The sequence below is a fragment of the Bacillus sp. FSL R9-9410 genome (assembly GCF_038050385.1).
Lineage (GTDB): Bacteria > Bacillota > Bacilli > Bacillales > Bacillaceae_G > Bacillus_A > Bacillus_A cereus_U.
Genome location: NZ_JBBOTV010000001.1, coordinates 113,958 through 140,552 on the forward strand (window position 1 = coordinate 113,958; position 26,595 = coordinate 140,552).

Below are 26,595 nucleotides of genomic sequence, written 5' to 3' on the forward strand. Positions count from 1 at the left end.
CCTAACTTCTTTGCTCCATCCGAATTTTGAGGTGGGAGTTTTACTGCCCACAAATAGCGGGGTAAAAAAAGCTGCCAGTCTTACGGCAGCGATAAAATCACTTTTGTAACGATTTATAATATTGTCCTTTTTCAACGTATTGTGTGCGGATACGTTCCATATCTTTACGGTCTTCTTCTGTTAATTCGCGAATGACCTTCGCAGGGCGACCGAAAGCTAACGTATTAGGAGGGATTTTCTTTCCTTGTGAAACGAGACTACCTGCACCGATGAAAGCTCCTTCACCAATTTCAGCGCCATCTAATATGATAGATCCCATTCCGATTAAAGCATCTTTTTCAATTTTGCAGCTATGTAAAATAACTTGATGCCCAACGGTAACGTCATCTTCTAAAATAAGAGGATACTGGGGGCTTTGGTGAAGTGTACATTGATCTTGTACATTTACTCTATTTCCAATTATCGTTGGTGATACATCACCGCGGATGACTGTATTAAACCAAATGCTAGATTCTTCGCCAATGGTCACATCGCCTGTAATGGTAACATAGTCAGCGATAAAAGCACTACTCGAAATTTTCGGATTTTTTTCTTTGTAAGGATATATCATGTAAAGCCTTCCTTTCCTAGAGACTAGTTTTAGTGTATCAAATTATGAAAAAGAGTGAAATGGGGGAGTTTCGTATGTGGAACTATGAAGCGGAAGAAGCGAAAGCCGTCATTATTATCGTGCATGGTGCTATGGAATATCATGGGCGTTATGAAGCAGTTGCAGAAATGTGGAATTATAGCGGTTATCACGTCGTTATGGGGGATCTCCCAGCACACGGAACAACTTCAAGAAATAGAGGACATATCGATTCATTTGATGAATACATAGAGGAAATAAAGTTATGGGTGAAAGAAGCAAGAAAATATAGATTGCCTATTTTTTTATTTGGTCATAGTATGGGAGGACTTGTCGTTATTCGTATGATGCAAGAAACGAAAAGAGAGGACATAGACGGTATTGTATTAAGCTCACCTTGTTTAGGCGTATTAGCTGCACCTTCTGCTCCGCTTCGTGCTGCTTCAAAAATATTAAATGTCGTTGCTCCAAAATTGCAATTTGCAACAAATCTCACTGTAGAAATGTCAACTCGTAATCATGAAGTGAGGGATGCGATGGAGAATGATTCATTGTTCTTGCGCAAAGTATCAGTACGTTGGTATAGTGAATTGATTAAGTCTATCGAGATTGCTCATGAGAAAATAGATGATTTTCCAGATGTTCCACTCTTGCTAATGCAGGCGTGTGAGGATAAACTTGTAGATAAAACACGTGTCCGTACATGGTTTGATAATGTTAAAATGAGTGATAAGGCATATAAAGAATGGCCTAATTGCTATCATGAGTTATTAAATGAGTATGAGCGTGATGAAATTTTGAATTATATTCAGTCATTTACTGAAATGCATATCAATAATATAGTAAAAACAAACAAATAAATCATTATTTGTACATTTAATAGAGGAGATGAAGGAAGAAGTGAACGTACCGAGTAATCCCATAACGCTCATGGCGAAAGTATACCGTGATGTGTTTCCGGTTGTACACCATGAGCTAGCGATGTGGAAAGAGCGTGCCTACCATATTCCGAATGATGAGCTTCATAGTCAGGCAATCGCAAGTATTGAGAATAAAACGTTTCATTGCGAGGGCGGTGGCATTTTAGCGCTGCTAGCAAATGAACACCGAGAGGAATGCATTCGTTTTATCGTAGCATATCAAACGATTAGCGACTATTTGGATAATTTATGTGACCGTAGTACATCACTTGATCCGAAAGACTTTGCGGCTCTTCATGAGTCAATGGTAATGGCATTAAGTCCTGAAGTTGAAGGAGGCGGTAATTATTATCGTTACCGTGATGACCAAGATGATGGTGGTTATTTAGATGAGCTCGTTGAAACGTGTCAGGATGTTTTAAAGAAAACGAAGCATTATGATAAAATTGCTCCAATTCTTCATGAGCTTGCTTGTTATTATTGTGATTTGCAAATTCATAAACACGTGAAATTAGAAGAAAGAGAACCACGTCTAAAAACATGGTTTGAAGCTCATAAAGAAAACTTGCCGCCGATGAGCTGGTTTGAATTTTCGGCTTGTGCAGGATCAACTTTAGGAATCTTTTGTCTTGTGGCATATGCATTTCATGATGAATTACATGATGAGGATATTGAGAAAATTAGACAAGGATATTTTCCTTACGTACAAGGACTTCACATTTTACTTGATTATTTCATTGATCAAGAAGAGGACCGTATCGGCGGAGATTTGAATTTCTGTAGTTATTACGAAAACGAGCAAGCCATATTAGATCGTATGAAACATTTTGTAGAAGAAGCAGAGAAGAGCATTGGTGATTTGCCTCATGCGAAGTTTCATCGTCTAATAAGCAGAGGGTTACTTGGTATTTATTTATCAGACCAAAAAGTATCAGCACAAAAGAATATGCACAAAATGGCACGGCGCATTGTAAAATACGGAGGGCTCACTTCACGATTCTTCTACTGGAACGGGAAGATGTACCGAAAGAAAATGGCGCAGTGATGAAGAAAACCACTCATGTTGAGTGGTTTTTTTTATCCCGCATTAACGAGCAGTAAGACTCCCACCTCAAAATTCGGCGAATGCGAAGGGGTTAGGTGGGAGATCAACTGCCCGTAAAAGCCCGATTGGTGAAGGCTAATAATCAGTGGGGGATGGACAAAACCCCCACTGATTAAAGTTTCACTTTATTATGATCGTATTTTTGAAAATACATATATAAGAAGTTCAATTGCGAAAATAACTAAAACAGATAGTCCGAATAAAGGCATGACAGTGCCTAGTATAACCATCATGATAAAGAAAACGAATATGCTTTTCTTATCTCTTTGTTTTGGAGGTGCTGCTAATTTGCCTTTCGGTTTTCTTGCTAACCACATTTTTATTCCGTAATAAATGAGAAGTAATAAAGATAATGTCGTTAGTAAGCATAATATTTTATTTGGCCATCCGAATAAATGTCCTTCGTGAAGCGGGATACCGTAAGTGAACCATTGTGCAAATAATCCATAATCAAGATAGTCTGTTTTTGAAATCAGTTCTCCGTTATATTGGTCAAAGTAAGCTGTTAGCTCTTCATGTGGTGCCACGTGCATGCCCGTAATGCCAGAGCCGCCCGATTTCGAAACAGTGAATACACCTTTCGGATCAGCCGGTAGTGAGATAACATATGGCTTCTTTATTTCAACCCCTTTTTGTAATTCATCAACTGAAATGGCTTTTGGCTCATTTGAATTTGATTCAGGAGGAGCTTCTTTTCTTGTTGCCCACGGCAATTCTTTTACCTTTGATTCAGGTGGTGCCATATACAATTTCGGATATCCGATTGATTCATTCGACGCTGCGATTTTATAAATTTGGTTACCCATAAATCCGGACCACGGCAATCCAGATGCGACTAGCAGAACGAGAGGAATTGTAAATATAATACCGATAATAGAATGACGTCGTTTTGCTTTTTCTCGCTTATTGGATGACGGTGTGTTTTTGAATTGGCGTATACTCATATATAACCCAGTTACAATTAAAAAGAGTGTCCAGCACGCTGCAAGCTCTACAATATAGTTGACGACCGTACCACCGACTAAAAGAGAACTATGTAATTCCCGCATTATATTGGCAAACGTTTCACTTGCGTTTTGATCTCCAACAATTTGATTATTGCTATCTAAATACACATACTTTTGTTGTCCAGTATATTCATTTGCAATTGTAAGTCTCGTATTATAATCCCCATTAAACTCACTAATTTTCGCCACACTATAATGTGGATATTTTTTCTCTGTTAATGAAATAGAATCAGACATCGAAATAGACTCTGTTTGGGCGCTCTTCCCAAAATATAAATCTTTATAGATGAAATCTTCAACTTCTTCCCGAAATAAATACCCAATTCCGCTTAGTGACAAAGTAATAAGAAGCGGCGTAATAAAAAGTCCAGCATAAAAATGCCAACGCCAAAAAATGTAATGAAGTGAACGATTTTGTTTCATACTTCAGTTCCCCTAACCTTCCCTATATGAATAAACTACTTATTTAATATAGCGAGATTAAGTGTGGATAATTTGAAAGAATTGTGAAAAAAGTTAAAAGTTTTGGGGGAGGAATGGTCGCTTGTTCGAATTTTTTCGGTAATTCGATATATTTGAACTTATGACCGATATAATTAAAAAAATGCCGATATATTTATCGGCGGGACATAAAAATGCAATTGGTGCGGGATAAATACATCCTAATAACCGCCTCAGCAAGACATTGAGAGGAATCAACAAAGTCCTCACTCGCAACGACATTTAAATCGGTACATGCGATAATAGCGGTATCTACTTCATCTTTCAATTGTAAAACGAGCACATTCCATAATTTGCGAGCTTCTTCAACTTCTCCGCTTTTAATACAAGTAATAATTTGATTAATCATTTCCTGCCATTTTTCATCATGAATGTACGCTATATCACGTTTTACAATCCCGTCTTGATAAATTCCGGCTTGAACAGTCGCTTCTGTTGCGAGAAGAGCAACCCTTTTTGCATTTTCAGGAATTGCTTTTAACGTCTCATTGACTATATTCAAAATAGGAATGGTAATAGAACGCTTTAATTCCTCGAAATAAAGATGCGCCGTATTACATGGCATTGCGATGAAATCTACACCAGTACTTTCAAGTTTTTGTGCCCCTTCAATAATCGCTTTTTTCATCGCTGTATGATCAATAGGCCGATCCATGTAAAATGGTGTTGGACAAGAATAAATCATCATATGAGGAAAGTCCATATCATGCTTTGCTCCGTATGTTGCTTGGCATTGTGCTACAACTGTATCGACGAATGGCCCAGTTGATTTTGGTCCCATTCCTGCTAGTATTCCAATCATTATTTAGTCCCCTTTAATATGTAATCAAAAACGTTTGCTGCGAACGAGAAAAAGAAATAAAGTAAGTAATAAAAATGAATAGACGATAGCCCAAGCTGTGAGCCATAGAGTGTGAGTAAGTATATTATATTTGTATTGTCCAAGCATTATAAAGCTTTCGACAGGTGGTAAAAACCACAGTAGCTCTTTTTTAAACCGGATTGAGGCGATCGTTATAAGTAATATAAATGTAAGACTAAGCCAAGCAGTGCTTGCTTTTTGAATAATATTTCTTGTAAATAATGTTGCGATTGAAATCCCTAGTATAGATAAAGACATATGAGCCAGAAATCCGACTAGAAATAAAGAAGCTGTCATTTTTTCATTGAACATTTGTAAGACAATTGGGTAGCTGATGGATATGACAGATAAAACAGTACAAATAAGAAGGGCTGTAATATATTTACCGAAGTATAATGCTGAAATATTATTCGTATGTGAAATAGTAATTTGTTCTTGTACAGGGTCTTCTGTATGAAAAATTGTAACTGTAATCCAGGCAGACAGTAAATAAAGTGCGAGTGCCGTTTCTAAATATGTCGGTACAATGGGAGTCGGTTTATACGCGTATACAAAAAGTAAGCTCACGAAGTACATCACAATAGGAGGGACGTACTTATACGATTTTGTGTAGTCGAGAAAATTGTAACGAATAAGCGCAAACATAATAAACCTTCTTTCGATTTAAAAATTAGGTTGTAGCAGTGTAATAGATGCTTTTTTATGTAATAAAAACTGGAGTATTTCGTTTGTACAATCTTTCTCGATTTGTAACTGAATGAGGTTTTGATTTGAATTGTGTGTAACATGTATAATCCCTGATTGTTGTTGTAGTTCTATCGCTGAAAATGTTTCATGGACGATTGCCTCAATATAGACTTGTTCTATTGATTTTTGCACAGAGGTATCTTCTACGATCGTATAATTTGCTAACGTCACAATTCTCTGGGCGAAGTTTTCTAGTAGTTGTTTTTCGTGACATGTGAAGAGTACAGATATGCCTTGTTGTTTTAATGAAAGTAAAATGTGTTCTAGTTCTTGCTGAGAGTTAGGATCGAGTCCAGAAAGCGGCTCGTCTAAAATTAATAAATGGACGTCTGTAAGTAATGCTTGCATGATGCCTGTTTTTTGTTTCATACCTTTTGAAAAGTTTCGTACAATGGAATGCCTTGCATGATGTAAATGAAAAGATTCAAGGAGCATCGGAATTTTATTTCTTAAATATTTTGTTGATAAACCGTGAATGTGGCCGAGATGATATAAATAATCCTCTAATGTAAACCGAATTCCTTCAGGAAAATGTTCAGGTACATAGCCGATTTGCATATGTTCTTTTCTTTGAAGTGTCCCCGCCGTAGGTGAAATAAAGCCTGCAATTATTTTGAGTAAAGTACTTTTTCCAGTCCCGTTCCCACCAATAATAGCGATTGCTTCGCCTTCTGGAATGGATAAATCGATGTTGTCTAGTATAAGTGATTTGCCATACTTCTTTTGAATTCCCCTTAGTTCTACTAGCAAAGTTCTATCCTTCTTTCTTCAAATATTGTATACATCCATTATATAGGAGGATAAGAAAAAGACGTGCATCCGTTGCACGTCTTTTTTTGTTATGTTTTGTCGAAGAATCGATATATCGGCAAAATCGTTGATATATTATTCCGCATTAACGGGCAGTAAAACTCCCACCTCAAAATTTGGCTGGAGCAAAGAAGTTAGGTGGGAGATCAACTGCCCGTAAACGCCCGATTGGTGAAGGCTAATAATCAGTGGGGGATGCCCCCCGACTGATTAAAGTTTCACTTTATCGTTTCTCAATCGCCACAATAAATGGCGGGTTATTTTGCTGATTAATGAAGCCGTATCGCAAAACGTGAGCTTGTTTTTGGTCTAGTTCTTCTGCAAATTTGAGAACAGCGTCGCGTTCTACTTGTCCTTCTGGGTGTCCGTGGTAAATGACAAGGACGATGATACCTTCAGGTGCCATTACGTCTAGCAATTGTTCGAGAGCCGAGATTGTTGAGTTCGGTTTTGTGACGATATGTTTGTCTCCACCAGGAAGGTAACCTAAGTTGAATATTGCCCCTGTTACTTTTCCCTTTGCGTCGTCCGGTAATATGGATAGAAGTGTATCGTGACTATCATGAACCAAAACAGTACGTTCGAAAAGTTCTTTTTCTTTCAGGCGGATAGTCGAACTTTCGATTGCTTCTTTTTGAATATCAAATCCAAACACTTTTCCGTTATCCCCAACGATTTCAGCTAGGAAGCAAGTGTCATGTCCATTGCCAAGTGTTGCATCTACAGCGTAATCGCCTTCTTTTACTGCTGTTTGCAAGAGTGTGCGTGCAAATGGTAATACGCGTTCTAATTTCATGCTTGTTTCTCCTCATTTGCATATTTTCCTTGCCAGCTTCCGCGGCGTACAAATTCTGCATCGATGGAATTTAATACTTCCCATTTATTTAAGCTCCACATTGGGCCGATCATTAAATCAGGTGGACCGTCACCTGTGATGCGGTGCACAATTACGTCTGCTGGAATAATTTCAAGTTGGTCAACAACGAGACTTACGTAATCTTCAAGAGATAGGAATTCTAGTTGTCCTTTTTCATATTGCTTCACCATTGGCGTTCCTTTTAACAAATGAAGTAAATGAATTTTAATTCCTTGTACGTCCAGTTTTGCAACTTCACGAGTTGTTTCCATCATCATGTCGTAATCTTCAAGGGGAAGACCGTTAATAATATGAGAGCAAACTCTAATACCGTGCTTGCGTAATTTCTTTACGCCTTCCACATAAGATGGATAATCGTGAGCACGATTAATAAGATTTGCAGTACGTTCATGAACAGTTTGTAGTCCGAGTTCAACCCAAAGGTACGTGCGTTTATTTAAGTCCGCTAAATATTCAACAACATCGTCAGGTAAGCAATCTGGACGAGTTGCGATAGAAAGACCGACAACGTCTTTTTCTGCTAGAAGCGGTTCGAATTTTTCTTTTAACACTTCAAGCGGTGCATGTGTATTTGTGTACGCCTGGAAATAAGCGATACATTTTCCGTCTTTCCACTTTGAGCGCATTTTTTCTTTCATTTCATGATATTGCGTTATAACATCATCGCGGCGATCGCCAGCGAAGTCACCAGATCCAGCAGCGCTGCAAAATGTACAGCCACCGTAAGCAACTGTGCCGTCACGGTTCGGGCAATCGAAGCCAGCATCTAATGAAACTTTAAAGATTTTTTCACCAAATTCATTTCGTAAGTGGTAATTCCATGTATGATAACGTTTATTGTCGTTTGTATATGGAAAAGGGTTTTGAACCTTCATTACTTTCCCTCCTAAGACGAGTCAAAATGAAACAAAATCCATTATAACATACTCATAAGGTTGAGATGGAAGGGACACACTAAAGGGGAATTGAAGCAAGGAGGGACAATTATGGCAGAGCGTCAATCACTTGAAGAGTATATTACACAAGCGGAACAAGCGGTGGAATATGCGAAAGAACAATTAGATCAGGGCATGAGACAAGAACATTACAATACGATGGAATATTCAGATGCACAGTTGCAATTAGAGCAAGCATATAACGATTTACAAACGATGCAACAACATGCGAATGATGAGCAACGCGAACAATTAAATAGAGCACGTATGGCAATTCGCCAACTGCAACATCAAATGATTATTACACCGCACTAATAAGGAGTGAATGTAATGGCGAAACGTTCAGATCAAAATAATCCAGAGCAAAAAACACAAAATGGACATAACGCTGAATTTTCAAATGAACTTGATCCGATTGTTCAAGTGAAACAGCGTAATAGTAAAAAAGGACAACCTCAAAGATCGAAGCAATCAGAGTAAACCAGGTCGCAATATGACCTGGTTTTATTTTGCTCTGCAAACGCCCGATTGGTGCGGGATGGGAAAAAACACACTGATTAAAGTTTCATTTTATTATATGACAATAATGTAAGACTCCTGTAAGGTTTGTCGATAGTTGTAAGCTTATTTTTCCAGTAAAGTAAGGGAGGATTTAATTTAGGACAAGGAGTTGCATTATGGGGAACAATATTACAAACAAACGAATTGATGAGTTAGATTACATTCGTGGCTTCGCATTACTGGGGATTATTTTAGTAAATATTCTTGCACTACTTAATATTAAAATTCCAGATTCTAATACAGTGGATGCAAGTTATCAAAGGTTTCTATACTTATTTGTAGAAGGTCGTTTCTTCTCGATTTTCTCATTCTTATTTGGAGTAGGATTCTATATCTTTATTACGAGAGCAATTGCAAAAGGGAAAAATGGATATGTTCTATTTTTACGTCGTTTAGTTGCATTATTTATTTTTGGTTTGATTCATCAAATGTTCCAACCTGGAGAAGCACTAGCGTTATACGCGATTTGTGGATTAGTCACTTTACCGTTTTATAAAGTGAAGAAACAGATAAATTTAGTAATTGGTCTTATTCTTACAATAGCTTTTAGTATTATGGCTTTTAAGGAACTATTACCACTAGGTTTAATTTTATTAGGTCTTGCTGCAGGGCAGTATAAAGTATTTGAAAATCTTTCAACGAAAATAAAGCAAGTCGCTATTTTTACAGGCATTATGTTTGTTTTAAGTGTGATAGCTTTATGGTATCAATATGGGCACGTCCCTGCTAATCCATTTGTAAATATGATACTCATGAATGAGGATGGAACAATGGATGCTGCAACGCAGTTTTTAAAAATTGGTGTTACAGTTGGGCCAATTATTTCAGCTTTCTATGTTGGAGCATTAATTTTATTACTTCAGTTAAAACCAGTTCAAACATTGTTAGCACCACTAAAATACTACGGCCGTATGGCTTTAACAAATTATATCGGACAAACTGCAATGATTTTAATTGCCGGTAGTGTGTTTAACTTTGCAGGTAATTTAACATATATGCAAACGTTATATGTATGTATCGCAATTTATGCCATTCAAATTGTGTTTAGTGTGATTTGGATGAAAGTCTTTAAAATGGGTCCACTAGAATGGATTTGGCGTGTTATTACGTATTGGACGGTAACACCTTTAAAAAAATAAAGAGAGAAGTGGGCTGTTCCTTTGTGGAACAGCTCGTTTTTATTGTCATCTTTTGTCGGTAAGTCGATATTCCTTGAAGAATCGCCGATATATTTTGAAAATCGCTAATAAAATTTCATTTACCAATGAAGCTTACATGCTCAGTTTTTTTTCTTACAAAAGTGTAAGGTAATTGTAATGTTAATAAATAGCAGTTCACCTCCAAAAGGCGCAAAATAGGTAATGGAAAAACAAGCGTAGGAGGATATATATGACGAAACCAGTTGTAGACGTGAAAAACGTTCAAAAAGTGTACGGTAAAAAAGGTGAGAACCAATCACACGCGTTAAAGGGTGTGTCATTCTCAATTCAAGAGGGTGAGTTTGTCGGAATTATGGGACCATCTGGTTCTGGTAAAACGACATTATTAAATGTAATTTCAACGCTTGATAAAGCAACGGGCGGCGTTGTTGAAATTGCGGGTACGGACATTACGAAAATGAAGCAAGGTGAGCTTTCTGATTTCCGTTCACAAAAATTAGGATTCATCTTCCAAGACTTCAACTTATTAGAGAACTTATCTATTTATGAGAACATTGCACTTCCACTTTCACTTCAAGGTGTTCCATCACGTAATATTGGTCCGAAAGTAGAGAAAGTAGCGAATATGTTAGGGATTTCAGAGATACTTCAAAAGTATCCAACTGAAGTATCAGGTGGACAGAAACAGCGTTCAGCAGCAGCGCGTGCACTAGTGCATGAACCGGCAATTATTTTAGGGGACGAGCCAACAGGAGCTCTTGATTCTAAAAATGCAGCAAGTTTACTTGATGCGATGACAAACTTAAATGAAGAACAAGGCGTATCTATTATGATGGTTACGCATGATCCGTACAGTGCAAGTTACTGTCAGCGTATTTTATTCATTCAAGATGGTGAGCTATATAAAGAAATTCACCGCGGTGGTACACGTGAAGAGTTCTACAAAGAAATTTTAGATGTGCTTGCAGACATAGGTACACAAAAAGCATAAGAAAGGAGGTTCAGGCATGTTATTTAAACTTTCCATGTCAGGGCTAAAGAGTAAGCTGAAAGATTACATCGTCTTACTTGTCGGTCTTGTCATGTCCATTTCAATTTTTTATATGTTTCAAACGCTAGCGCTTAATAAAGCGTTTCTTGAATCCAATTCTGTAATTAAGTCTATTGGATTCGTATTCCAAGCAGGTTCATTTTTACTAGCTATTATAACGTTCTTCTATATTTTATATGCGAACTCTTTCTTATTATCTCTTCGTCAAAAAGAGTTTGGTATGTACATGATGTTAGGAGCGAAAAAACATAAAGTTACATTACTTATGTTTATTGAAACAATCGTATTAGGCGCTGCGTCTCTTGCAATTGGAATTACAGTTGGTGTAGGACTTGCAGAAGGTATCGGACAATTATTAATGAAACAATTGGAATTTGCTGGTGAAGGTTATAAAGCATTTTATCTGCCATCTATGACTGTTACTTGCATTTTCTTCTTTGCACTATTTGTATTATCAGCAATTATGAACAGTATTAAGTTATCACGTATTTCTGTATTACAACTTGTACATGCAGATGCACAAACAGAACGTGTTGCGGTAAAAGGAAAAATGACAGGTTTAGTTGCATTCCTTGCGGTTATTTTATTAGGAATTGGCTATGCATCAATGATTTATATGGAAAAGCTAAGAGAAATGGGAATTCTTATTGCATTAATTACAACAACAGCCGGTACTTACATGCTATTTGGATCACTTCTTCCGGTCATTATTAAAAAGTTAAAGAGTAATAAAAAACGTAGTGAAAAAGGCCTTAACGCTTTTACTTTTGCACAATTAAACTTCCGTATTAATAGTTTAACAAAGGTGCTTGCGACGGTAGCTATGTTAGTTGCTCTTGGAGCTGGTGCAATTTCAGGTGGTATGGCGTTTAAAAATAACGTTATAAAAATGGTAGATGGTTTAGTAATATATGATTCAGTAGTTCATAACCCAACAGCTGAAGAAAAGAAAATTTTGGACGGTATTACATTTAAAGAGAAAAGTGAATATCGTTACAAATTGGATGATAAATACGTTTATTATGTAAAAGAAGATTTAGAGAAAAATCGTCCTTTAGTAAGAGATATGGAAAATATGGAGTCGATGAAAGATTTAGTAAATACGAAAAAAGTTTCAGAGGAACTACCAGTAGGTGCAGTTTCTAGAGAAATGAATGAAAAAGATGCGAACGCTAAAGAACTTTCAGAAGAATGGAGAGATGCTTTTAGTACAATCCATCCATATTATATATACGAAGATCATGCAATTAAAATTGTAGATCAAAAAACGTACGATGGGATAAATGGTAAAGAAGGTATGGCATTTATCGGAAAAACAGATGACTTTTTAACATATACAAAAGAATGGAAAAAACTTGACGAGTTGCAGCTAGTTAAATATAAAAATGTAACGGCTGAAAGAATGAACAGTAAATATCAATCTTACGATATGTTCTACGGTGTTGCGAGTGGAACAGTATTTATGGGATTCTTCCTTGGAATTGCTTTCTTGGCGATGATGGCAAGTTGCTTAATGTTTAAAATTCTTTCTGGTGCATCAAAAGATATTACGCGCTATCAAATGCTTCGTAAAATCGGTGTGCGCCGTGAATTATTAACAAAATCAATTTATAAAGAGTTATTCTTAGTATTCTTATTCCCGGCAATTGTGGGTATCGCCCACGTATTAGTTGGTATGAATATTTTCGGATTTATTTTAGTCGATCCGTACTTCCGTATTTGGATACCAATTGTAATTTTCGTAGTCATTTACGCGATTTATTACTTCATTACTGTTCAATTGTATAAAGGAATTGTTCTTCCGAAAGAAGATTAATAGGTAAAAAACCGAGCGAAAGTGCTCGGTTTTTTATATTTTCAGAAAAAACACTTTTATGTTACTAAAATATATAATATAATGTAAATAAGTAACATAACATAATATAAGATTATCATCAGCTGGAAAATGAAAGGAGGAATCCTATCTGTAGAAAGAAGCTGAACTTATATCCCCCCCATTTCTTTTCTCACCACAAAGCATTCGTACAATCGTCAATTTCCAAATTAAAAATTGACGGACCTAAGCTGGATATTGTGAAAATAATGGATAATACATGGAAATCTCATAGCGTGATAAGGTAAAATGGACAACATGATGAGAAAATTACCGTTCATAAGATGAGGAGAATACATGTATGGAAGTTGTAGAAGCATTAAAAGATATAAACCAAATTGAGGCTATGAAAAAGTATTTAAAAGAGCACTCGCAGCGAGATTATCTTTTATTTGTTATTGGGATTAACACCGGATTAAAAATTACTGAACTACTGAGTATTAAATTTGAAGATGTATTACATGAAGATGGAACTGTTAAAGATTTTTATTCTCTTCCTGTGAAAGATGAAAAGTTTAAACAAGATATTTATTTAAATACAAAAGTAAAAGAGGCGCTTTTAGCGTACGTACAATCTTTTGATATTCAAAGAGAAAATTACGTATTTCAATCTAACAAAACAACAAATTCAATCTCACGCCAACAAGCGTATCGTGTTATCCATAACGCAGCTGAATCGGTCGGAATACTTGGTAAGATTGGAACGAACTCAATGCGAAAAACATTTGGATTTCATGCATATAAAAGAGGAATAGCAATCGCACTGTTGCAAAAACATTTTCATCACGCGACTCCGTCAGAAACGTTAAAGTATTTAGGGATATCAAAAGATGAAAAGTTTAAAACAGAGATTGATGTAGATTTGTAAAAGGGAAGAGCCGTAACTAAAAAATTTTAGGAGGCGGGAATATGAATATTAGAGAGAGTGAACTACCGGGCATTGGATGTAAATTTGAAGTGATAACAAAGGGTAATGAAAAAATGGTTATTGTTATTCATGATGATGGAAGAAGGGAAATGTATCATTTTGATGCGGATCATGATGAGAGTATTTCAAGCATTTCTCTTCGCGATTCTGAAGCAAGACAAATTGCGGCTATATTAGGCGGGATGGTATATAGACCACAAGCTTTAGACACGATTGAGATGGCTTTTGAAGGATTATCAATTGAATGGTTTAAAGTAGAAAATAACGCACCAGTGGTACAAAAAACAATTGGTAGCTTACACGTTAGAAAAACATATAACGTAACAATCATTGCTATTTTGAAAAAGAATATGAAGAAGTTTTTTAATCCAGGCCCAGATTCTATCATTGAAGCTGGCGATATGCTCGTATTATCGGGCGAAAGACATGAAGTGAAAAGAATTATTAATGAGTTGCTTTCAGCAGGAGGTGATTCGTAATCGATGGATACTTTAATTTTTGAAGTTGGAACTGCGTTAGTATTAGTAGCTTTTGCAGCTATCCTCGCTGCAAAGTTAAAGTTCTCGATTATTCCGTTTCTCATTATACTCGGTATGCTAGTGGGGCCTCATGCCCCAGATTTAGGACTTATCGATTTAAGGTTTATTGAAAGCGGAGAAGTTATTTCCTTCCTCGGCCGTGTTGGCGTCATATTCCTCCTATTCTACTTAGGCTTAGAATTCTCAATAAAAAAATTAATTAAATCAGGAAAGTCGATTGCCCTTGGGGGAACTGTTCATATATCACTTAATTTTATATTAGGTTTACTTTATGGATATATAATGGGCTTCCCCTTACTAGAAACATTAATTATTGCTGGAATCATTACAATTTCATCGAGTGCAATTGTAGCGAAAGTAATCGTTGATTTAAGAAGATCTGGTAATAAAGAGACAGAGCTAATTTTAGGAATCATTATGTTTGATGACATCTTTTTAGCTGTATATTTATCAGTCGTTTCAGGTTTAGTACTCGGCGGTGCAACGTCATTTGTAGGTGCCCTTACATCTGTTTTAATAGCAGTAGGATATATGTTACTATTCTTTGTGGTCGCTAGAAAAGCTACGTCGTTCCTAAATAAAGTATTAGATATTTCGTCAAACGAAATTTTTATTATCGTAATATTCGCTATTTTATTCTTTGTAGCAGGATTCTCGGAAACGATTCATGTTGCTGAGGCGATTGGAGCATTATTATTAGGACTCGTCTTTTCAGAAACAGAGCATAGTGATCGAATCGAGCATCTCGTCGTCCCGTTTCGTGATTTCTTTGGAGCTATATTTTTCTTCAGCTTCGGTTTAAGTATAGATCCGTTTTCGCTTGGAGGAGCAGTATGGTTGGCATTAGGAGCAGTTTTCATTACTCTTATCGGTAATTTTACAGCTGGAATGATTGCAGGGCGTAAAGCCGGGTTATCGCATAAGGCTTCTACGAATATCGGTTTAACACTTATATCACGCGGGGAATTCTCCATTATTGTCGCGAATCTCGGGATAGCGGGTGGCTTAATGGCAACGATTAAACCATTCTCAGCCTTATATGTTTTAATATTGGCGTCGTTAGGGCCATTATTAACGAAGGAGTCTGGGAGAATATACTTTCTACTAGACAAAATATTTAAATGGAGTGCTAAAGAAAGTGCAAAACGTAAAAAGGAAGTTGGATAACCTTTCGCGAGGGAACGATTCCATTATTTATAGATTAATATTTTACAAAGACGATTAGAATACATTCTAATCGTCTTTGTGCTATTATCTGAATTTCATCAACTATTAATCAGTTGCCTTCCTATTTAAAAACGACTACAATTTTACTGTTATATATATGAACGAAAAAAAGAGAATAGGAGGGGAGACTATGCCAAGGAAAGTATGGCTATTAGTAGCTGGGATGATTATTAATGTCACGGGTGCTTCTTTTTTATGGCCTTTTAATACAATTTACTTACATGATAGTTTAGGGAAATCTTTATCAGTAGCCGGAATGGTATTAATGATCAACTCGCTTACTGGTGTAATCGGAAACTTGCTCGGCGGTGTTTTATTTGATAAATGGGGCGGTTATAAATCAATTTTAGTAGGGATTGTCATTACACTTGTATCGATTTTAGGTCTTGTATTTTTCCATGGTTGGCCGTTATATGTTGTGTGGCTAGCATTAATCGGATTCGGTTCTGGAATGGTGTTTCCATCGATGTATGCGATGGTTGGTACGGTTTGGCCAGAAGGCGGGAGACGAGCGTTCAATGCAATGTATGTTGGACAAAATGTTGGGATTGCGATTGGAACAGCGTGCGGTGGTTTAGTTGCGTCTTATCGTTTTGATTATATTTTCTTAGCGAACTTTATTTTATATTTTATTTTCTTCTTAATCGCCTTTATTGGATTTCGTGGTATGGAAGCAAAAAAAGAGCAAGAGGTACAAAAAGAAGCCGAAACGAAAAAAGGTTGGTCACTTACACCTGGATTTAAAGCGCTTCTAATCGTATGTGTAGCATATGCTTTATGCTGGGTTACATACGTACAGTGGCAAGGGGCAATTGCGACGTATATGCAACAGTTAAATATTAGCCTTCGTCACTACAGTTTATTATGGACGATAAACGGGGCGATGATTGTTTGTGCACAGCCGCTTGTTAGTATGCTGATTCGCTGGATGAAGCGTTCTTTAAAACAACAAATTATGATTGGAATTATCATTTTTGCGGCGTCGTTTATTGTTTTAAGTCAAGCGCAGCAATTTACGATGTTTCTCGTTGCGATGGTGACATTAACAATTGGTGAATTATTCGTATGGCCGGCAATTCCGACCATTGCAAATATACTTGCGCCGAAAGATAAGTTAGGATTTTATCAAGGCGTTGTAAATAGCGCAGCGACTGTAGGGAAAATGTTCGGACCGGTCGTTGGCGGAGCGATTGTTGACTTATACAATATGGAAGTATTGTTTATTGCGATCATGGTAATGCTTGTAGTAGCGCTTATAGCAACGAGTATTTATGATAGACGAGTAAAAGTAGAAGAAACAGTTGAAGAAAAAATTGCAGTTTAGTTTGACGGAACAAGTAACATGTTTTAGAATATATTTAAATAAATAGTAATAAAACAACCTTTGGAACAAGGGAGATAGCTCGGCTGTCCTAAGACGAATTCGTTAGTTATCAAGAGTAACGATTAACCGAGAAGCCCCGCTTCAAGTAAGCTCTTAAGAGATACTAAGTGGCGGGTAGTTCACATTAACTCATATTTGTAATAACAGTGAGAAGGAGTAGTAGTAATAGAAGCTGGTTTAGAGAGTTGACGGTCGGTGCAAGTCAATCCACGTTTCGTTATGAACTCGCCTTTGAGTTGCAGTTGTGAAATCATTAGTAGCAATTGCCGTTAATCCACGTTACGGATCTAAGCGAATGTATTTATTACATTAATTTAGGGTGGTACCGCGGGAATCTATAACCTCTCGTCCCTTTCTAGGGATGAGAGGTTTTTTGTATTTTGGGCGGTGAAAATAAATCGAATTTCAAGGAGGGTATCTCATGAGCTTTAATCATCAAAAAATTGAGAAGAAGTGGCAAGGTCATTGGGAAGAGAATAAAACATTCCGTACGCCAGATGAGACGGAAAAACCAAAATTTTATGCACTAGATATGTTCCCATATCCATCAGGTGCAGGCTTACACGTAGGTCATCCAGAAGGTTATACAGCGACAGATATTTTATCTCGTATGAAGCGTATGCAAGGGTATAACGTTCTTCATCCAATGGGATGGGATGCATTCGGTCTTCCAGCAGAGCAATATGCACTTGATACTGGAAACAGCCCGGCAGAATTTACAGAGCTTAATATTAATACGTTCCGTAATCAAATTAAGGCATTAGGTTTCTCTTACGATTGGAATCGTGAAGTAAATACAACAGATCCAACTTACTACAAGTGGACACAATGGATCTTCCTAAAACTATTTGAAAAAGGTTTAGCTTACGTTGATGAAGTACCTGTAAACTGGTGCCCAGCACTTGGTACAGTACTTGCGAATGAAGAAATAATTGACGGTAAGAGTGAGCGTGGTGGACATCCAGTTGAGCGTCGTCCGATGAGACAGTGGATGTTAAAAATTACAGCTTACGGAGATCGTCTATTAGAAGATCTAGATGATCTTGATTGGCCAGAAAGCTTAAAAGATATGCAGCGTAACTGGATCGGTCGTTCTGAAGGTGCAGAAGTACATTTCAACATCGATGGTACAGATGAGAAGTTCACAGTTTTCACAACGCGTCCTGATACACTATTTGGTGCAAGCTACTGTGTACTTGCTCCAGAGCATGCACTTGTTGCTGACATTACAACAACAGAACAAAAAGAAGCTGTAGAAGCTTACATTGATTCTGTAAAAATGAAGAGTGACCTAGAGCGTACAGAACTTGCGAAAGAGAAAACTGGTGTATTCACTGGTGCTTACGCAGTTAACCCAGTAAATGGTGAGAAATTACCAATCTGGATCGCTGACTATGTTCTTGCAACTTACGGAACAGGTGCTGTAATGGCAGTTCCAGCTCACGATGAGCGTGACTATGAATTCGCATCAACGTTCAATCTTCCAATGAAGGAAGTTGTAAAAGGCGGAGACATTTCGAAAGAAGCATATACAGGTGATGGTGCGCACGTAAACTCAGCATTCCTTGATGGTTTAAATAAAGAAGAAGCAATTGTAAAAATGATTGAGTGGCTTGAAGTAACAAGCGCAGGAAATCAAAAAGTAACGTACCGTCTACGTGACTGGTTATTTAGCCGTCAACGTTACTGGGGTGAGCCAATTCCAGTAATCCATTGGGAAGATGGTACAATGACAGCTGTGAAAGAAGAAGAATTACCATTAGTTCTTCCGAAAACAGAGAACATTCGTCCTTCAGGTACAGGTGAATCACCACTTGCAAACATTGAAGAGTGGGTAAATGTTGTTGATCCTGAAACTGGTAAAAAAGGTCGTCGTGAAACAAACACAATGCCACAATGGGCTGGTAGCTGCTGGTACTACCTACGCTACATCGATCCAAACAACAGCGAAGCACTTGTAGATCCTGAAAAAGTAAAACAATGGCTTCCAGTTGATATTTATATCGGTGGAGCAGAGCACGCTGTACTTCACTTACTATATGCTCGTTTCTGGCATAAAGTATTATATGATATCGGTGTAGTTCCAACGAAAGAACCGTTCCAACAATTATTCAACCAAGGTATGATCTTAGGTGAAAACAACGAGAAAATGAGTAAATCAAAAGGTAACGTTGTAAACCCGGATGATATTGTAGCAAGCCATGGTGCAGATACACTTCGTCTATACGAAATGTTCATGGGACCATTAGATGCTTCAATCGCTTGGTCTGAAAATGGTCTTGACGGAGCTCGTCGTTTCCTAGACCGTGTATGGCGCCTATTCATTCAAGATAACGGTGAATTAAGTGAGAAAATTACTGATGCACCAAACAAAGAGCTTGAAAAAGCTTACCACCAAACAGTGAAGAAAGTAACGGAAGACTATGCAGAGCTTCGCTTCAACACAGCGATTTCTCAAATGATGGTATTCATCAACGATGCATACAAAGCTGAAACACTTCCGAAAGAATATGTAGAAGGTTTCGTAAAAATGATTGCACCAGTTGCACCTCACATCGGGGAAGAACTTTGGAGCAAGCTTGGATACAATGAAACAATCACATATGCAAGCTGGCCAACATTTGATGAGTCTAAACTTGTAGAAGATGAAGTTGAAATCGTTGTTCAAATTATGGGCAAAGTTCGCGCAAAACTAACAATGAGTAAAGACGCATCAAAAGAAGAAATGGAACAACTTGCACTTGAAGCAATTAAAGAACAAATCGAAGGAAAAGCAGTTCGTAAAGTAATTGTCGTTCCTGGAAAACTTGTTAACGTTGTTGCAAACTAATTAATTATTAATAAAAGCTCAGAGCGTTTATGCTCTGAGCTTTTTTATGTAAAAAATAATCTCTGGATCATCTTTATCTAAGTTTTCAATTATTCCACTGCGTATAAAACCGTTCGCGTTAAACACTTTTTGCATACTTTCATTCGATTCGTTCGTTGAAGAAAATATTTTTTGAGTAGGGGAATGCCTTAACATATATGAGATTAATGAGCTTGCATGACCTTGTCTTCTTTTCGTTGGTGAAACAATGATTAATGAGAGGAAAGTATAACCAAAGAAATTTGTATCGTATGTTAGAAAACCAGAAATAGAATTGTCCTCTTTTGCAATTATGCAGTTTCCTTCATCAATAGCGTGTTTAATATAATTTCGTCTACTATCGTCTCCGATTACAGCGACATCTATATGTAAGATTGACTCTAAATCATCAATTGAAGCTTTTGCTACGTTCTCCAACGAAGACACCTCCTTTGAAAAAATAATCAGTTAATCTAGTTTATCATCAATGAAGAACGAAGAAAAAGGTGCGGAATTCCCATATAGACAAACACCTATTCTTCTATAGGAAATATGATAAAAAAGGTAGGTTAAATTGAGCAGAAGAGGTGAAAGGAATGAAAGGGATGGACAATAATGCACCACATGGCTTCTTCGGAGGTGTATCGGATAGTTATGGACAAATGATGTTCATGGGAGGAGATGGACAACACGGATATGGCGGAATCCCAAGTTGGATGGGAGGAGCAGCTGGAGGATTTCCGGCGTCAGTGGCGGGTGTACAAACAGGATTCCCAACATCAGTAGCTGGAGCGCAAACAGGATTTCCGGCATTAGTAGGAGGTACACAAGGAGGAGTGCCTGTAGGTACAACTACATTCCCATCTTTCGTTGGAGGCGTACAAACAGGATTTCCTGTACCTGGCGTTGGTGTTGTAGCTGGTGGAATCGGTGGCTTCCCTCAAGGTGTTCACGGTCATCATGTGCACCATGAGCATCACGGCCATCATCAGCATCACGGCCATCATCAGCAACAAATACATCACCAAGGTCATCATCAAATTCACCCGCAGGCTGTCCTTTATCAAACTCATCAAAGTCATCATCATGGTCACCAAGGCCAGCATCAACACCAACATCATGGTCATCACCAACACCACGGCCATCATCAGCAACAAGTACATCACCAAGGCCACCACCAAATTCATCCGCAAGCTGTCCTTTATCAAACTCACCAAGGTCAACACCATCACCAAGGTCAACACCATCACCAAGGTCAACATCATCACCAAGGTCAACACCATCACCAAGGTCAACACCATCACCAAGGTCAACACCATCACCAAGGTCAACAACATCATCAAGGTCAACAACATCATCAAGGTCAACAACATCATCAAGGTCAACAACAATACCAACAGTATCAGCAACAACAACAGCCTTGGGCAGCTGGAATTGGAGCAGGGACGGCAGCAGGAGCAGCAGCTGGTACTGCAGGAGCAGCGGGACACGCGGGACACGCGGGTCATTAATGGGCCAAAGGAAAAAAGAAATAATAAAAAACTGCTAGGAGATCCTAGCAGTTTTTTTCAGCTTCTTGGCGCTGACGTTCGATTTCCGCACGAAGTTGTGGTTCCGGTGCTTGCCATCCTTCTGGTTTCATGATTTTGCCATCGCCCTCGCGGAATCGAGGCTTTCCATCAGGGAATAGTTTTGCCATGTTAGCATTGTTTACAATTTCGAATCCTTTATCTGGACGTACGCCCATTTCTGCAAACGTTCCGAATGCAAAGTAAATAAGGTCAATAAGTGCATCATATTGATCTTCAACAGTTGTTGCTACTAGAAATTCTTCTAGCTCTTCTTGCATAAAGCTAGCACGAATTTTTGCACGCTCTTCTGTTAGTTTTGTTGGAGTACTTGTCACAGGATGTCCGAATTCTTCATGCATTTTTGCAACAAGTTCGTATCCTTTATCTAAACCTTTTTCGTTTGTCATGTTGTTTCATCCTTTCTTACGTTATGCCGAAGTTTATTGTAACATAAGGTAGTTATTAAATAAAAAGAACATCTTATGAGAAATAAGATGTTCGCTCGTTATTCTTCTTTCTTAATTAAAACGGATAAAATAAGATCGATACCAAACATTCCGATGAGTAGCATTGGTATAACGACAAGTAAATAACGTGTGAAAGAAACATTTTTTAAGTATGTATGAGCAAATAAAAAGACGCCGAGAAATAAAATACCATTTAAAATAGGTTTTATTAATTTTTTAGACATAAGCTCCCCCGTAAATATCCCTTTTCTCTATTTAAAAATAAAAACTCCCCTCTCCGTTGTACCATGCCAGAGAGGGGAGTTCAATCATTAACTTATTCAATTACGCCAGAATTTGTAATATTGACAGTGTATTTCACCTTAATAGGAACATCTTTATACATTCTTCGCCACTCTTCTAATTTGAATGGACGGTAATGTTCTTTATACCTTGCGCCGAGACCGAGTGGATCCACATTTAAAGATTTAAATTGTTTAATTAATTTGTTAGCTGTTGCATCTAATTGTTTTTCAACTGATTTTTCTATTTTTTGGGTGTTCTTTTTATTGTCTAAGTTGAACTGTTTAGATAGTTCTTGAATGCGTGCTTCTAGTTTGACGTGTATGAAAAATGATGGTTTACCATCTTTAATACTTACTTGGTAAGTTGGGACGGATCGAATATTATTAATGATTGTGTATCCTGAGTTTGCTTTAAATTCATGTGAATCTAAGCGATGTTTTTCCAATAAACCTTTAAAGGCGAACATATCGTGATAGTTAATTTTCCCAACATATTTATCTCTTTTTAAAAGTCCAATACCAGTAATTCTTATTTTATCTTTCTCTTTTTTGAGTATTGGTAAATAAGAATCTTGACCTTCACGATAATATCGATAGGCTCCTAAATGTAGATTGTCAGTAGGTAAAGGACCCGTTTTCATATTATGGTCTAACATTTTCTTTATATAAATTGCAACGTTAGATGATGTTGTATATTTACCTTTTAGTAAGTCTAGCCCTGTTCCCTCTAATAAACCGACATACATAGAGTTCCCGATATTCACATCACGAATTAACGTGTCAAAGGAAGTTGATAAACCTTTTTTTGCGATTTTTGTAGTAAATAAAGCAAAACGCATTTGTCCGCTAGCAAACGGTTGAGAGGATTCTAAAGAAGTATCCGCTTTTACTTGTTTTACTGCGTTTCCTACTCCTTCAAAGACTTGAACTTTATTACCTTTTTTCTGTATAGGACAAACGAATGTGACTTTTACTTTATTATCTTTTGCTGTATCAAAAACAGTCCCTTGAATTAGGTTGACATCATCGATAATATTTTTTTGTAAGCAACCAGTTAGACTAAGGATGCTGATACAAGAAAGAAGCATTAATTTTCTTTTGATTTTTTCCATTTTCTTTTCACCCACACAATAATAAATAGAATTGGGATGTATATGTATATAAGCCAAAAACTAATTCTTGACGCATTACTAATAAAGTCATTAATATCATGTCTGTTTGTTAAAAGTTGTGAAACAATGAGGGTAATAAGCAAAAAAGTAATTAAAACACCTCTTTGTTTTACACGAAATATTTCGTGTGTTCCTCTTGTTGCTGCCCATAAAGGAAGAATGAAGCTCGTAACAATAACGAGAGTATAAGCTGAGATTGCAATGTACTCTAGCCGTTCTATGAAAGGAAGTTGGATAACTTGAGTCATAGAGAGCTGGGCCCAAATTGTTTTGGATAATTGTTTTTCGCTAAAGAATGTAAAAGCTAAGAGGGTGCTAAATAAATATAAAAGGTTAGAGAATAGCGCACCGTATTGTGCAAATTTATGAGATTTCTTAGACTCTTTTACAAATGGATAAATCATAAGAAAAATTTCAAATCCGCTCATAGTATAGATTGATAATTGAGCTGCTTTTAAAATTTCTGAAAATGAATGTGAAAATACAGGGAGTAAATTAGACCAGTGAGTGTATTTTAAGATAAAAAGGCTAAGGAAAAGATATCCGAGTGTCCCGCCGATAGAAATGACACAGATACCAGTAATAACACGAAAACCAGATGAAATAATATAGTAACCGACTAAGCATAGAAAAGTTGTTAACATCCAAATCGAAGCAGAAGGAAACATCCATACTTGAATAATTTCTACATATGTTCGAACGACAGAAATACTGACCATTAAAAAATACACCATAAAGATAATGTTAATCCCATTCCCGAGCCACTTTCCGAATATTTGTTTATGCAAATCAATTAAATTTCCATCTATACCTTTTAATGAGGAATACATCATCCATAGGAGAATATGAATGATGATTCCTGTGAGAATGACACCTATCCAGCCATCGTATCCTGCTGCTTTCGCAATAATGCGGGCAAATCCGAGAACACCAGCACCAAATTGTGCACCGTGAATTAAAAAGAAAACGAAGACGGGTGATATTTGGTGTTCTGCTTTAATTTTACTCATCGATGCACCTCATTTCTTAATCATCAAAATCTGACGTATGTTTCGTAGAAATTCCATTAGTTGCTTTCTTTACGTGTTGCGGTCTTGCTTGAACATCTCGAGTATCAATCATTGTTAATGGAAAACGAATCCAAGAATCTTTAAAGGATTGTTGTCTCGTTGGATAAAAGAGAGCGTACGGCTTACGTAAAGAAGTAAGTCTAAACAAATGGGTAAATAAAAAGATAAATCCAAGAGATATACCGAAGAGCCCACCTGTTTCTGCAAATGCGAGAAATGGGAAACGTAGTAAACGAACGGCGTTACCCATTTTATAAATGGGTGTAATAAAGGAAGCTAACGCTGATAAGGCAACGATAATTAATAAAATATTACTCGTTAAACCAGCTTGTACAGATGCTTGCCCAATTACAATACCGCCTACAATACCTAGTGTTTGTCCAACTTTCATTGGTAATCGCGCGCCAGCTTCTCTTAATAAATCAATGGCTAATTCTAAAAAGAGTGCCTCGATTAAAGGTGGGAAGGGTACTTGTGCCCTTGATAAAATCAATGTTTCAAGCAAATCACTTGGAATGAGCTCGTAATGATAATTTAAAATAGCGACATATAACGGTGTGGCACAAATTGAGAATAGAACTGCGATAAGGCGTAATATTCTTGAAAATGTCGCGTATAGCCAAGATACGTTATAGTCTTCTGGTGAAATGAAAAAATCGAAATATGATACAGGCGTTAATAGGACACTAGGAGAACCATCAACAAAAATAGCAATTTTTCCATCAATAAGTGCTTTTGTGACTCTATCAGTGCGTTCTGTATTTATATAGAGAGGGAAAATTGACTTTTCACCCATTAATTCCTGTATATAAGCACTATCGTTAATTTGATCATATTCAAGAGCTCGAAGTGATTCTTCTAGAAAGTCTACATTATCTTTTTCGGCAAGGTTGTCTAAATACATCATGACAACCTTTGTTTTTGAAAACTCTCCGATAATCATCTCTTTTGTGTGTAAATCTAAAACAGGAAGACGTTTTCGTACTAAATTAATATTCGTATCAATATCTTCTACGAATCCTTCTTGTGGCCCGATAACGGTGGATTCATTTAATGGAGGAGTTGGTGCACGATAATTATCAATTGCAATGTTTGCAAGCATACATTTTTGATCTTGCTGATTCAATTGAATAATCGCATGTCCCTTTAAAACCATGTCCTCAATTTTTTGTAAGTCGTTCGTAATCGTTATACCACTCATTGGAATATGTTCTTTTAATTCTTCTAATGGAGCGCAAGGACGTTCCATTAGAGTAGGCATTAAATACTTTTGCAATTTCTCACCATCAAGTGAAGGGCGATAGTAAGAAATCCAATATGGCATCGTTTCATCGTCAGATGTGTGGTAATTAACAAAATCACTAGACTGTTTCAGCTTCTCTATTAAATCTTGTAGAGAATGAATATGGTCATTTTCTGGCTTGCTAAAGTCATAAATGCTGTTACTTCCTGAGCTTTGTTGTTTGTTTTGAGAATTATCCTCTTGTTTAGAACTTTGCTGCTTATTTTGAGAATTATCCTCTTGCTTAGAATTTTGCTGCGTGTCTTGAGAAGAATCCTTTTGCTTAGAATTTTGTTGTTTGCTTTGAGAATTATCCTCTTGTTTAGAACTTTGCTGTTTGTTTTGAGAATTATCCTCTTGTTTAGAATTATCCTCTTGTTTAGAATTTTGCTGCTTGTTTAGAGAATTATCTTCTTGCTTAGAACTTTGCTGTTTGTTTTGAGAATTATCCTCTTGTTTAGAGTTTTGCTGCTTGTTTTGAGAATTATCCTCTTGTTTAGAATTTTGCTGTTTGTCTTGAGAAGAATCCTCTTGTTTAGAATTTTGCTGCTTGTTTTGAGAAGAATCTTCTTGTTTAGAGTTTTGTTGCTTGTTTTGAGAAGAATCCTCTTGTTTAGAGTTTTGCTGCTTGTTTTGAGAAGAATCATCAGTTTGTTCCGTGCTTTTTGCCTCGTCATTCTTATCTTTGTTATGTTCCTTTTGATCATCAGACTGTTGTTTCGAATCATCTGTCTCTTTTGTATTTGAATTTTTTTTCTTACGTAACCAATTCCAAATCATATATAT

The 26,595-nt window shown here is 37.0% G+C and carries 26 protein-coding genes and 1 other annotated feature; of the genes, 13 read left to right on the plus strand and 13 right to left on the minus strand.

Annotated features, from left to right (window positions below):
• Window positions 1-97 precede the first annotated feature (97 nt).
• Entirely contained in the window at window positions 98-610 is a 513-nt protein-coding gene (locus MKX77_RS00675) for a gamma carbonic anhydrase (RefSeq protein WP_107887332.1), read from the minus strand.
• Window positions 611-684: 74 nt separating this feature from the next.
• Between MKX77_RS00675 and MKX77_RS00680 the strand changes: the two genes are divergently transcribed.
• Both MKX77_RS00680 and MKX77_RS00685 read left to right on the plus strand, forming a co-directional pair.
• On the plus strand, window positions 685-1,488 hold the full coding sequence (locus tag MKX77_RS00680; protein ID WP_341305552.1) for an alpha/beta hydrolase: 804 nt from the start codon (window positions 685-687) through the stop codon (window positions 1,486-1,488).
• 40 nt (window positions 1,489-1,528) lie between these two features.
• Entirely contained in the window at window positions 1,529-2,593 is a 1,065-nt protein-coding gene (locus tag MKX77_RS00685) for a tetraprenyl-beta-curcumene synthase family protein (RefSeq protein WP_002199075.1), read from the plus strand.
• A gap of 188 nt (window positions 2,594-2,781) precedes the next feature.
• On the opposite strand, the gene MKX77_RS00690 is transcribed toward MKX77_RS00685, so the two are convergent.
• The 6 genes from MKX77_RS00690 to MKX77_RS00715 all read right to left on the minus strand — a co-directional run bounded on the left by MKX77_RS00690 (window position 2,782) and on the right by MKX77_RS00715 (window position 8,332).
• Window positions 2,782-4,083, minus strand: a complete 1,302-nt coding sequence (locus MKX77_RS00690; protein WP_341305553.1) for a PepSY-associated TM helix domain-containing protein — start codon at window positions 4,081-4,083, stop codon at window positions 2,782-2,784.
• 193 nt (window positions 4,084-4,276) lie between these two features.
• The gene (locus MKX77_RS00695) at window positions 4,277-4,963 is read right to left on the minus strand and encodes an aspartate/glutamate racemase family protein (RefSeq protein ID WP_341305554.1); all 687 of its coding nucleotides are present in this window, start codon (window positions 4,961-4,963) and stop codon (window positions 4,277-4,279) included.
• A gap of 24 nt (window positions 4,964-4,987) precedes the next feature.
• Window positions 4,988-5,668, minus strand: a complete 681-nt coding sequence (locus MKX77_RS00700; RefSeq protein WP_341305555.1) for an ABC transporter permease — start codon at window positions 5,666-5,668, stop codon at window positions 4,988-4,990.
• 18 nt (window positions 5,669-5,686) lie between these two features.
• A complete protein-coding gene (locus tag MKX77_RS00705) occupies window positions 5,687-6,520 on the minus strand; it encodes an ABC transporter ATP-binding protein (RefSeq protein WP_341305556.1) in 834 nt (277 codons plus the stop codon).
• 283 nt (window positions 6,521-6,803) lie between these two features.
• Window positions 6,804-7,376, minus strand: coding sequence for a class I SAM-dependent methyltransferase (locus tag MKX77_RS00710; RefSeq protein ID WP_341305557.1), 573 nt, complete (start codon window positions 7,374-7,376; stop codon window positions 6,804-6,806).
• Complete coding sequence (locus tag MKX77_RS00715) at window positions 7,373-8,332, minus strand: TIGR01212 family radical SAM protein (protein WP_341305558.1); 960 nt, start codon at window positions 8,330-8,332, stop codon at window positions 7,373-7,375. The genes MKX77_RS00710 and MKX77_RS00715 overlap by 4 nt, the downstream gene beginning before the upstream one ends.
• Window positions 8,333-8,443: 111 nt before the next feature.
• On the opposite strand from MKX77_RS00715, the gene MKX77_RS00720 reads away from it, so the two are divergent.
• From MKX77_RS00720 to leuS, 10 genes are all read left to right on the plus strand, one after another.
• A complete protein-coding gene (locus MKX77_RS00720) occupies window positions 8,444-8,707 on the plus strand; it encodes a YtzC family protein (RefSeq protein WP_002089099.1) in 264 nt (87 codons plus the stop codon).
• A 15-nt stretch (window positions 8,708-8,722) separates the two neighbouring features.
• The gene (locus MKX77_RS00725; RefSeq protein ID WP_001129341.1) at window positions 8,723-8,872 is read left to right on the plus strand and encodes a hypothetical protein; all 150 of its coding nucleotides are present in this window, start codon (window positions 8,723-8,725) and stop codon (window positions 8,870-8,872) included.
• A gap of 197 nt (window positions 8,873-9,069) precedes the next feature.
• Window positions 9,070-10,092 (plus strand): DUF418 domain-containing protein, encoded by a 1,023-nt coding sequence (locus MKX77_RS00730; protein ID WP_341305559.1) that lies wholly within the window; start codon window positions 9,070-9,072, stop codon window positions 10,090-10,092.
• A 250-nt stretch (window positions 10,093-10,342) separates the two neighbouring features.
• Complete coding sequence (locus tag MKX77_RS00735; protein ID WP_215554477.1) at window positions 10,343-11,104, plus strand: ABC transporter ATP-binding protein; 762 nt, start codon at window positions 10,343-10,345, stop codon at window positions 11,102-11,104.
• A 16-nt stretch (window positions 11,105-11,120) separates the two neighbouring features.
• The gene (locus MKX77_RS00740) at window positions 11,121-12,980 is read left to right on the plus strand and encodes an FtsX-like permease family protein (protein ID WP_341305560.1); all 1,860 of its coding nucleotides are present in this window, start codon (window positions 11,121-11,123) and stop codon (window positions 12,978-12,980) included.
• Between the two features lie 358 nt (window positions 12,981-13,338).
• Window positions 13,339-13,905 carry a tyrosine-type recombinase/integrase gene (locus tag MKX77_RS00745; protein WP_341305561.1) on the plus strand — a complete coding sequence of 189 codons (567 nt, stop codon included), beginning with the start codon at window positions 13,339-13,341 and terminating at the stop codon, window positions 13,903-13,905.
• Window positions 13,906-13,946: 41 nt separating this feature from the next.
• Window positions 13,947-14,444 carry a cation:proton antiporter regulatory subunit gene (locus tag MKX77_RS00750; protein WP_001026047.1) on the plus strand — a complete coding sequence of 166 codons (498 nt, stop codon included), beginning with the start codon at window positions 13,947-13,949 and terminating at the stop codon, window positions 14,442-14,444.
• A gap of 3 nt (window positions 14,445-14,447) precedes the next feature.
• Window positions 14,448-15,671, plus strand: a complete 1,224-nt coding sequence (locus tag MKX77_RS00755) for a cation:proton antiporter (RefSeq protein WP_341305562.1) — start codon at window positions 14,448-14,450, stop codon at window positions 15,669-15,671.
• A 190-nt stretch (window positions 15,672-15,861) separates the two neighbouring features.
• The gene (locus tag MKX77_RS00760) at window positions 15,862-17,055 is read left to right on the plus strand and encodes an MDR family MFS transporter (RefSeq protein WP_002138714.1); all 1,194 of its coding nucleotides are present in this window, start codon (window positions 15,862-15,864) and stop codon (window positions 17,053-17,055) included.
• Window positions 17,056-17,252: 197 nt separating this feature from the next.
• Window positions 17,253-17,471 (plus strand) — a binding site (T-box leader).
• A 65-nt stretch (window positions 17,472-17,536) separates the two neighbouring features.
• On the plus strand, window positions 17,537-19,945 hold the full coding sequence (gene leuS, locus MKX77_RS00765) for a leucine--tRNA ligase (protein WP_341305563.1): 2,409 nt from the start codon (window positions 17,537-17,539) through the stop codon (window positions 19,943-19,945).
• Between the two features lie 27 nt (window positions 19,946-19,972).
• On the opposite strand, the gene MKX77_RS00770 is transcribed toward leuS, so the two are convergent.
• Complete coding sequence (locus tag MKX77_RS00770; RefSeq protein WP_341305564.1) at window positions 19,973-20,401, minus strand: GNAT family N-acetyltransferase; 429 nt, start codon at window positions 20,399-20,401, stop codon at window positions 19,973-19,975.
• A 158-nt stretch (window positions 20,402-20,559) separates the two neighbouring features.
• On the opposite strand from MKX77_RS00770, the gene MKX77_RS00775 reads away from it, so the two are divergent.
• The gene (locus tag MKX77_RS00775) at window positions 20,560-21,474 is read left to right on the plus strand and encodes a VrrB protein (protein ID WP_341305565.1); all 915 of its coding nucleotides are present in this window, start codon (window positions 20,560-20,562) and stop codon (window positions 21,472-21,474) included.
• 44 nt (window positions 21,475-21,518) lie between these two features.
• On the opposite strand, the gene MKX77_RS00780 is transcribed toward MKX77_RS00775, so the two are convergent.
• The 5 genes from MKX77_RS00780 to MKX77_RS00800 form a co-directional block, all read right to left on the minus strand.
• Window positions 21,519-21,941, minus strand: a complete 423-nt coding sequence (locus MKX77_RS00780) for an HAD family hydrolase (RefSeq protein WP_341305566.1) — start codon at window positions 21,939-21,941, stop codon at window positions 21,519-21,521.
• Between the two features lie 98 nt (window positions 21,942-22,039).
• Window positions 22,040-22,225, minus strand: a complete 186-nt coding sequence (locus MKX77_RS00785; protein WP_078180092.1) for a hypothetical protein — start codon at window positions 22,223-22,225, stop codon at window positions 22,040-22,042.
• Window positions 22,226-22,317: 92 nt separating this feature from the next.
• Window positions 22,318-23,397, minus strand: coding sequence for a Ger(x)C family spore germination protein (locus tag MKX77_RS00790; RefSeq protein ID WP_341305567.1), 1,080 nt, complete (start codon window positions 23,395-23,397; stop codon window positions 22,318-22,320).
• On the minus strand, window positions 23,373-24,467 hold the full coding sequence (locus MKX77_RS00795; RefSeq protein ID WP_341305568.1) for a spore germination protein: 1,095 nt from the start codon (window positions 24,465-24,467) through the stop codon (window positions 23,373-23,375). The genes MKX77_RS00790 and MKX77_RS00795 overlap by 25 nt, the downstream gene beginning before the upstream one ends.
• Before the next feature lie 16 nt (window positions 24,468-24,483).
• Complete coding sequence (locus tag MKX77_RS00800; protein WP_341305569.1) at window positions 24,484-26,589, minus strand: spore germination protein; 2,106 nt, start codon at window positions 26,587-26,589, stop codon at window positions 24,484-24,486.
• Window positions 26,590-26,595 lie beyond the last annotated feature (6 nt).

Bases quoted from the DNA above. Each gene is read 5' to 3' on its own strand.
- MKX77_RS00775 (WP_341305565.1), top strand. From the start codon at position 20,560: ATGAAAGGGATGGACAATAATGCACCACATGGCTTCTTCGGAGGTGTA.
- MKX77_RS00680 (WP_341305552.1), top strand. From the start codon at position 685: ATGTGGAACTATGAAGCGGAAGAAGCGAAAGCCGTCATTATTATCGTG.
- MKX77_RS00695 (WP_341305554.1), bottom strand. From the start codon at position 4,963: ATGATTGGAATACTAGCAGGAATGGGACCAAAATCAACTGGGCCATTC.
- MKX77_RS00755 (WP_341305562.1), top strand. From the start codon at position 14,448: ATGGATACTTTAATTTTTGAAGTTGGAACTGCGTTAGTATTAGTAGCT.
- MKX77_RS00715 (WP_341305558.1), bottom strand. From the start codon at position 8,332: ATGAAGGTTCAAAACCCTTTTCCATATACAAACGACAATAAACGTTAT.
- MKX77_RS00675 (WP_107887332.1), bottom strand. From the start codon at position 610: ATGATATATCCTTACAAAGAAAAAAATCCGAAAATTTCGAGTAGTGCT.
- MKX77_RS00730 (WP_341305559.1), top strand. From the start codon at position 9,070: ATGGGGAACAATATTACAAACAAACGAATTGATGAGTTAGATTACATT.
- MKX77_RS00700 (WP_341305555.1), bottom strand. From the start codon at position 5,668: ATGTTTGCGCTTATTCGTTACAATTTTCTCGACTACACAAAATCGTAT.
- leuS (WP_341305563.1), top strand. From the start codon at position 17,537: ATGAGCTTTAATCATCAAAAAATTGAGAAGAAGTGGCAAGGTCATTGG.
- MKX77_RS00690 (WP_341305553.1), bottom strand. From the start codon at position 4,083: ATGAAACAAAATCGTTCACTTCATTACATTTTTTGGCGTTGGCATTTT.
- MKX77_RS00800 (WP_341305569.1), bottom strand. From the start codon at position 26,589: ATGATTTGGAATTGGTTACGTAAGAAAAAAAATTCAAATACAAAAGAG.
- MKX77_RS00760 (WP_002138714.1), top strand. From the start codon at position 15,862: ATGCCAAGGAAAGTATGGCTATTAGTAGCTGGGATGATTATTAATGTC.
- MKX77_RS00790 (WP_341305567.1), bottom strand. From the start codon at position 23,397: ATGGAAAAAATCAAAAGAAAATTAATGCTTCTTTCTTGTATCAGCATC.
- MKX77_RS00740 (WP_341305560.1), top strand. From the start codon at position 11,121: ATGTTATTTAAACTTTCCATGTCAGGGCTAAAGAGTAAGCTGAAAGAT.
- MKX77_RS00735 (WP_215554477.1), top strand. From the start codon at position 10,343: ATGACGAAACCAGTTGTAGACGTGAAAAACGTTCAAAAAGTGTACGGT.
- MKX77_RS00745 (WP_341305561.1), top strand. From the start codon at position 13,339: ATGGAAGTTGTAGAAGCATTAAAAGATATAAACCAAATTGAGGCTATG.
- MKX77_RS00780 (WP_341305566.1), bottom strand. From the start codon at position 21,941: ATGACAAACGAAAAAGGTTTAGATAAAGGATACGAACTTGTTGCAAAA.
- MKX77_RS00725 (WP_001129341.1), top strand. From the start codon at position 8,723: ATGGCGAAACGTTCAGATCAAAATAATCCAGAGCAAAAAACACAAAAT.
- MKX77_RS00795 (WP_341305568.1), bottom strand. From the start codon at position 24,467: ATGAGTAAAATTAAAGCAGAACACCAAATATCACCCGTCTTCGTTTTC.
- MKX77_RS00785 (WP_078180092.1), bottom strand. From the start codon at position 22,225: ATGTCTAAAAAATTAATAAAACCTATTTTAAATGGTATTTTATTTCTC.
- MKX77_RS00750 (WP_001026047.1), top strand. From the start codon at position 13,947: ATGAATATTAGAGAGAGTGAACTACCGGGCATTGGATGTAAATTTGAA.
- MKX77_RS00720 (WP_002089099.1), top strand. From the start codon at position 8,444: ATGGCAGAGCGTCAATCACTTGAAGAGTATATTACACAAGCGGAACAA.
- MKX77_RS00710 (WP_341305557.1), bottom strand. From the start codon at position 7,376: ATGAAATTAGAACGCGTATTACCATTTGCACGCACACTCTTGCAAACA.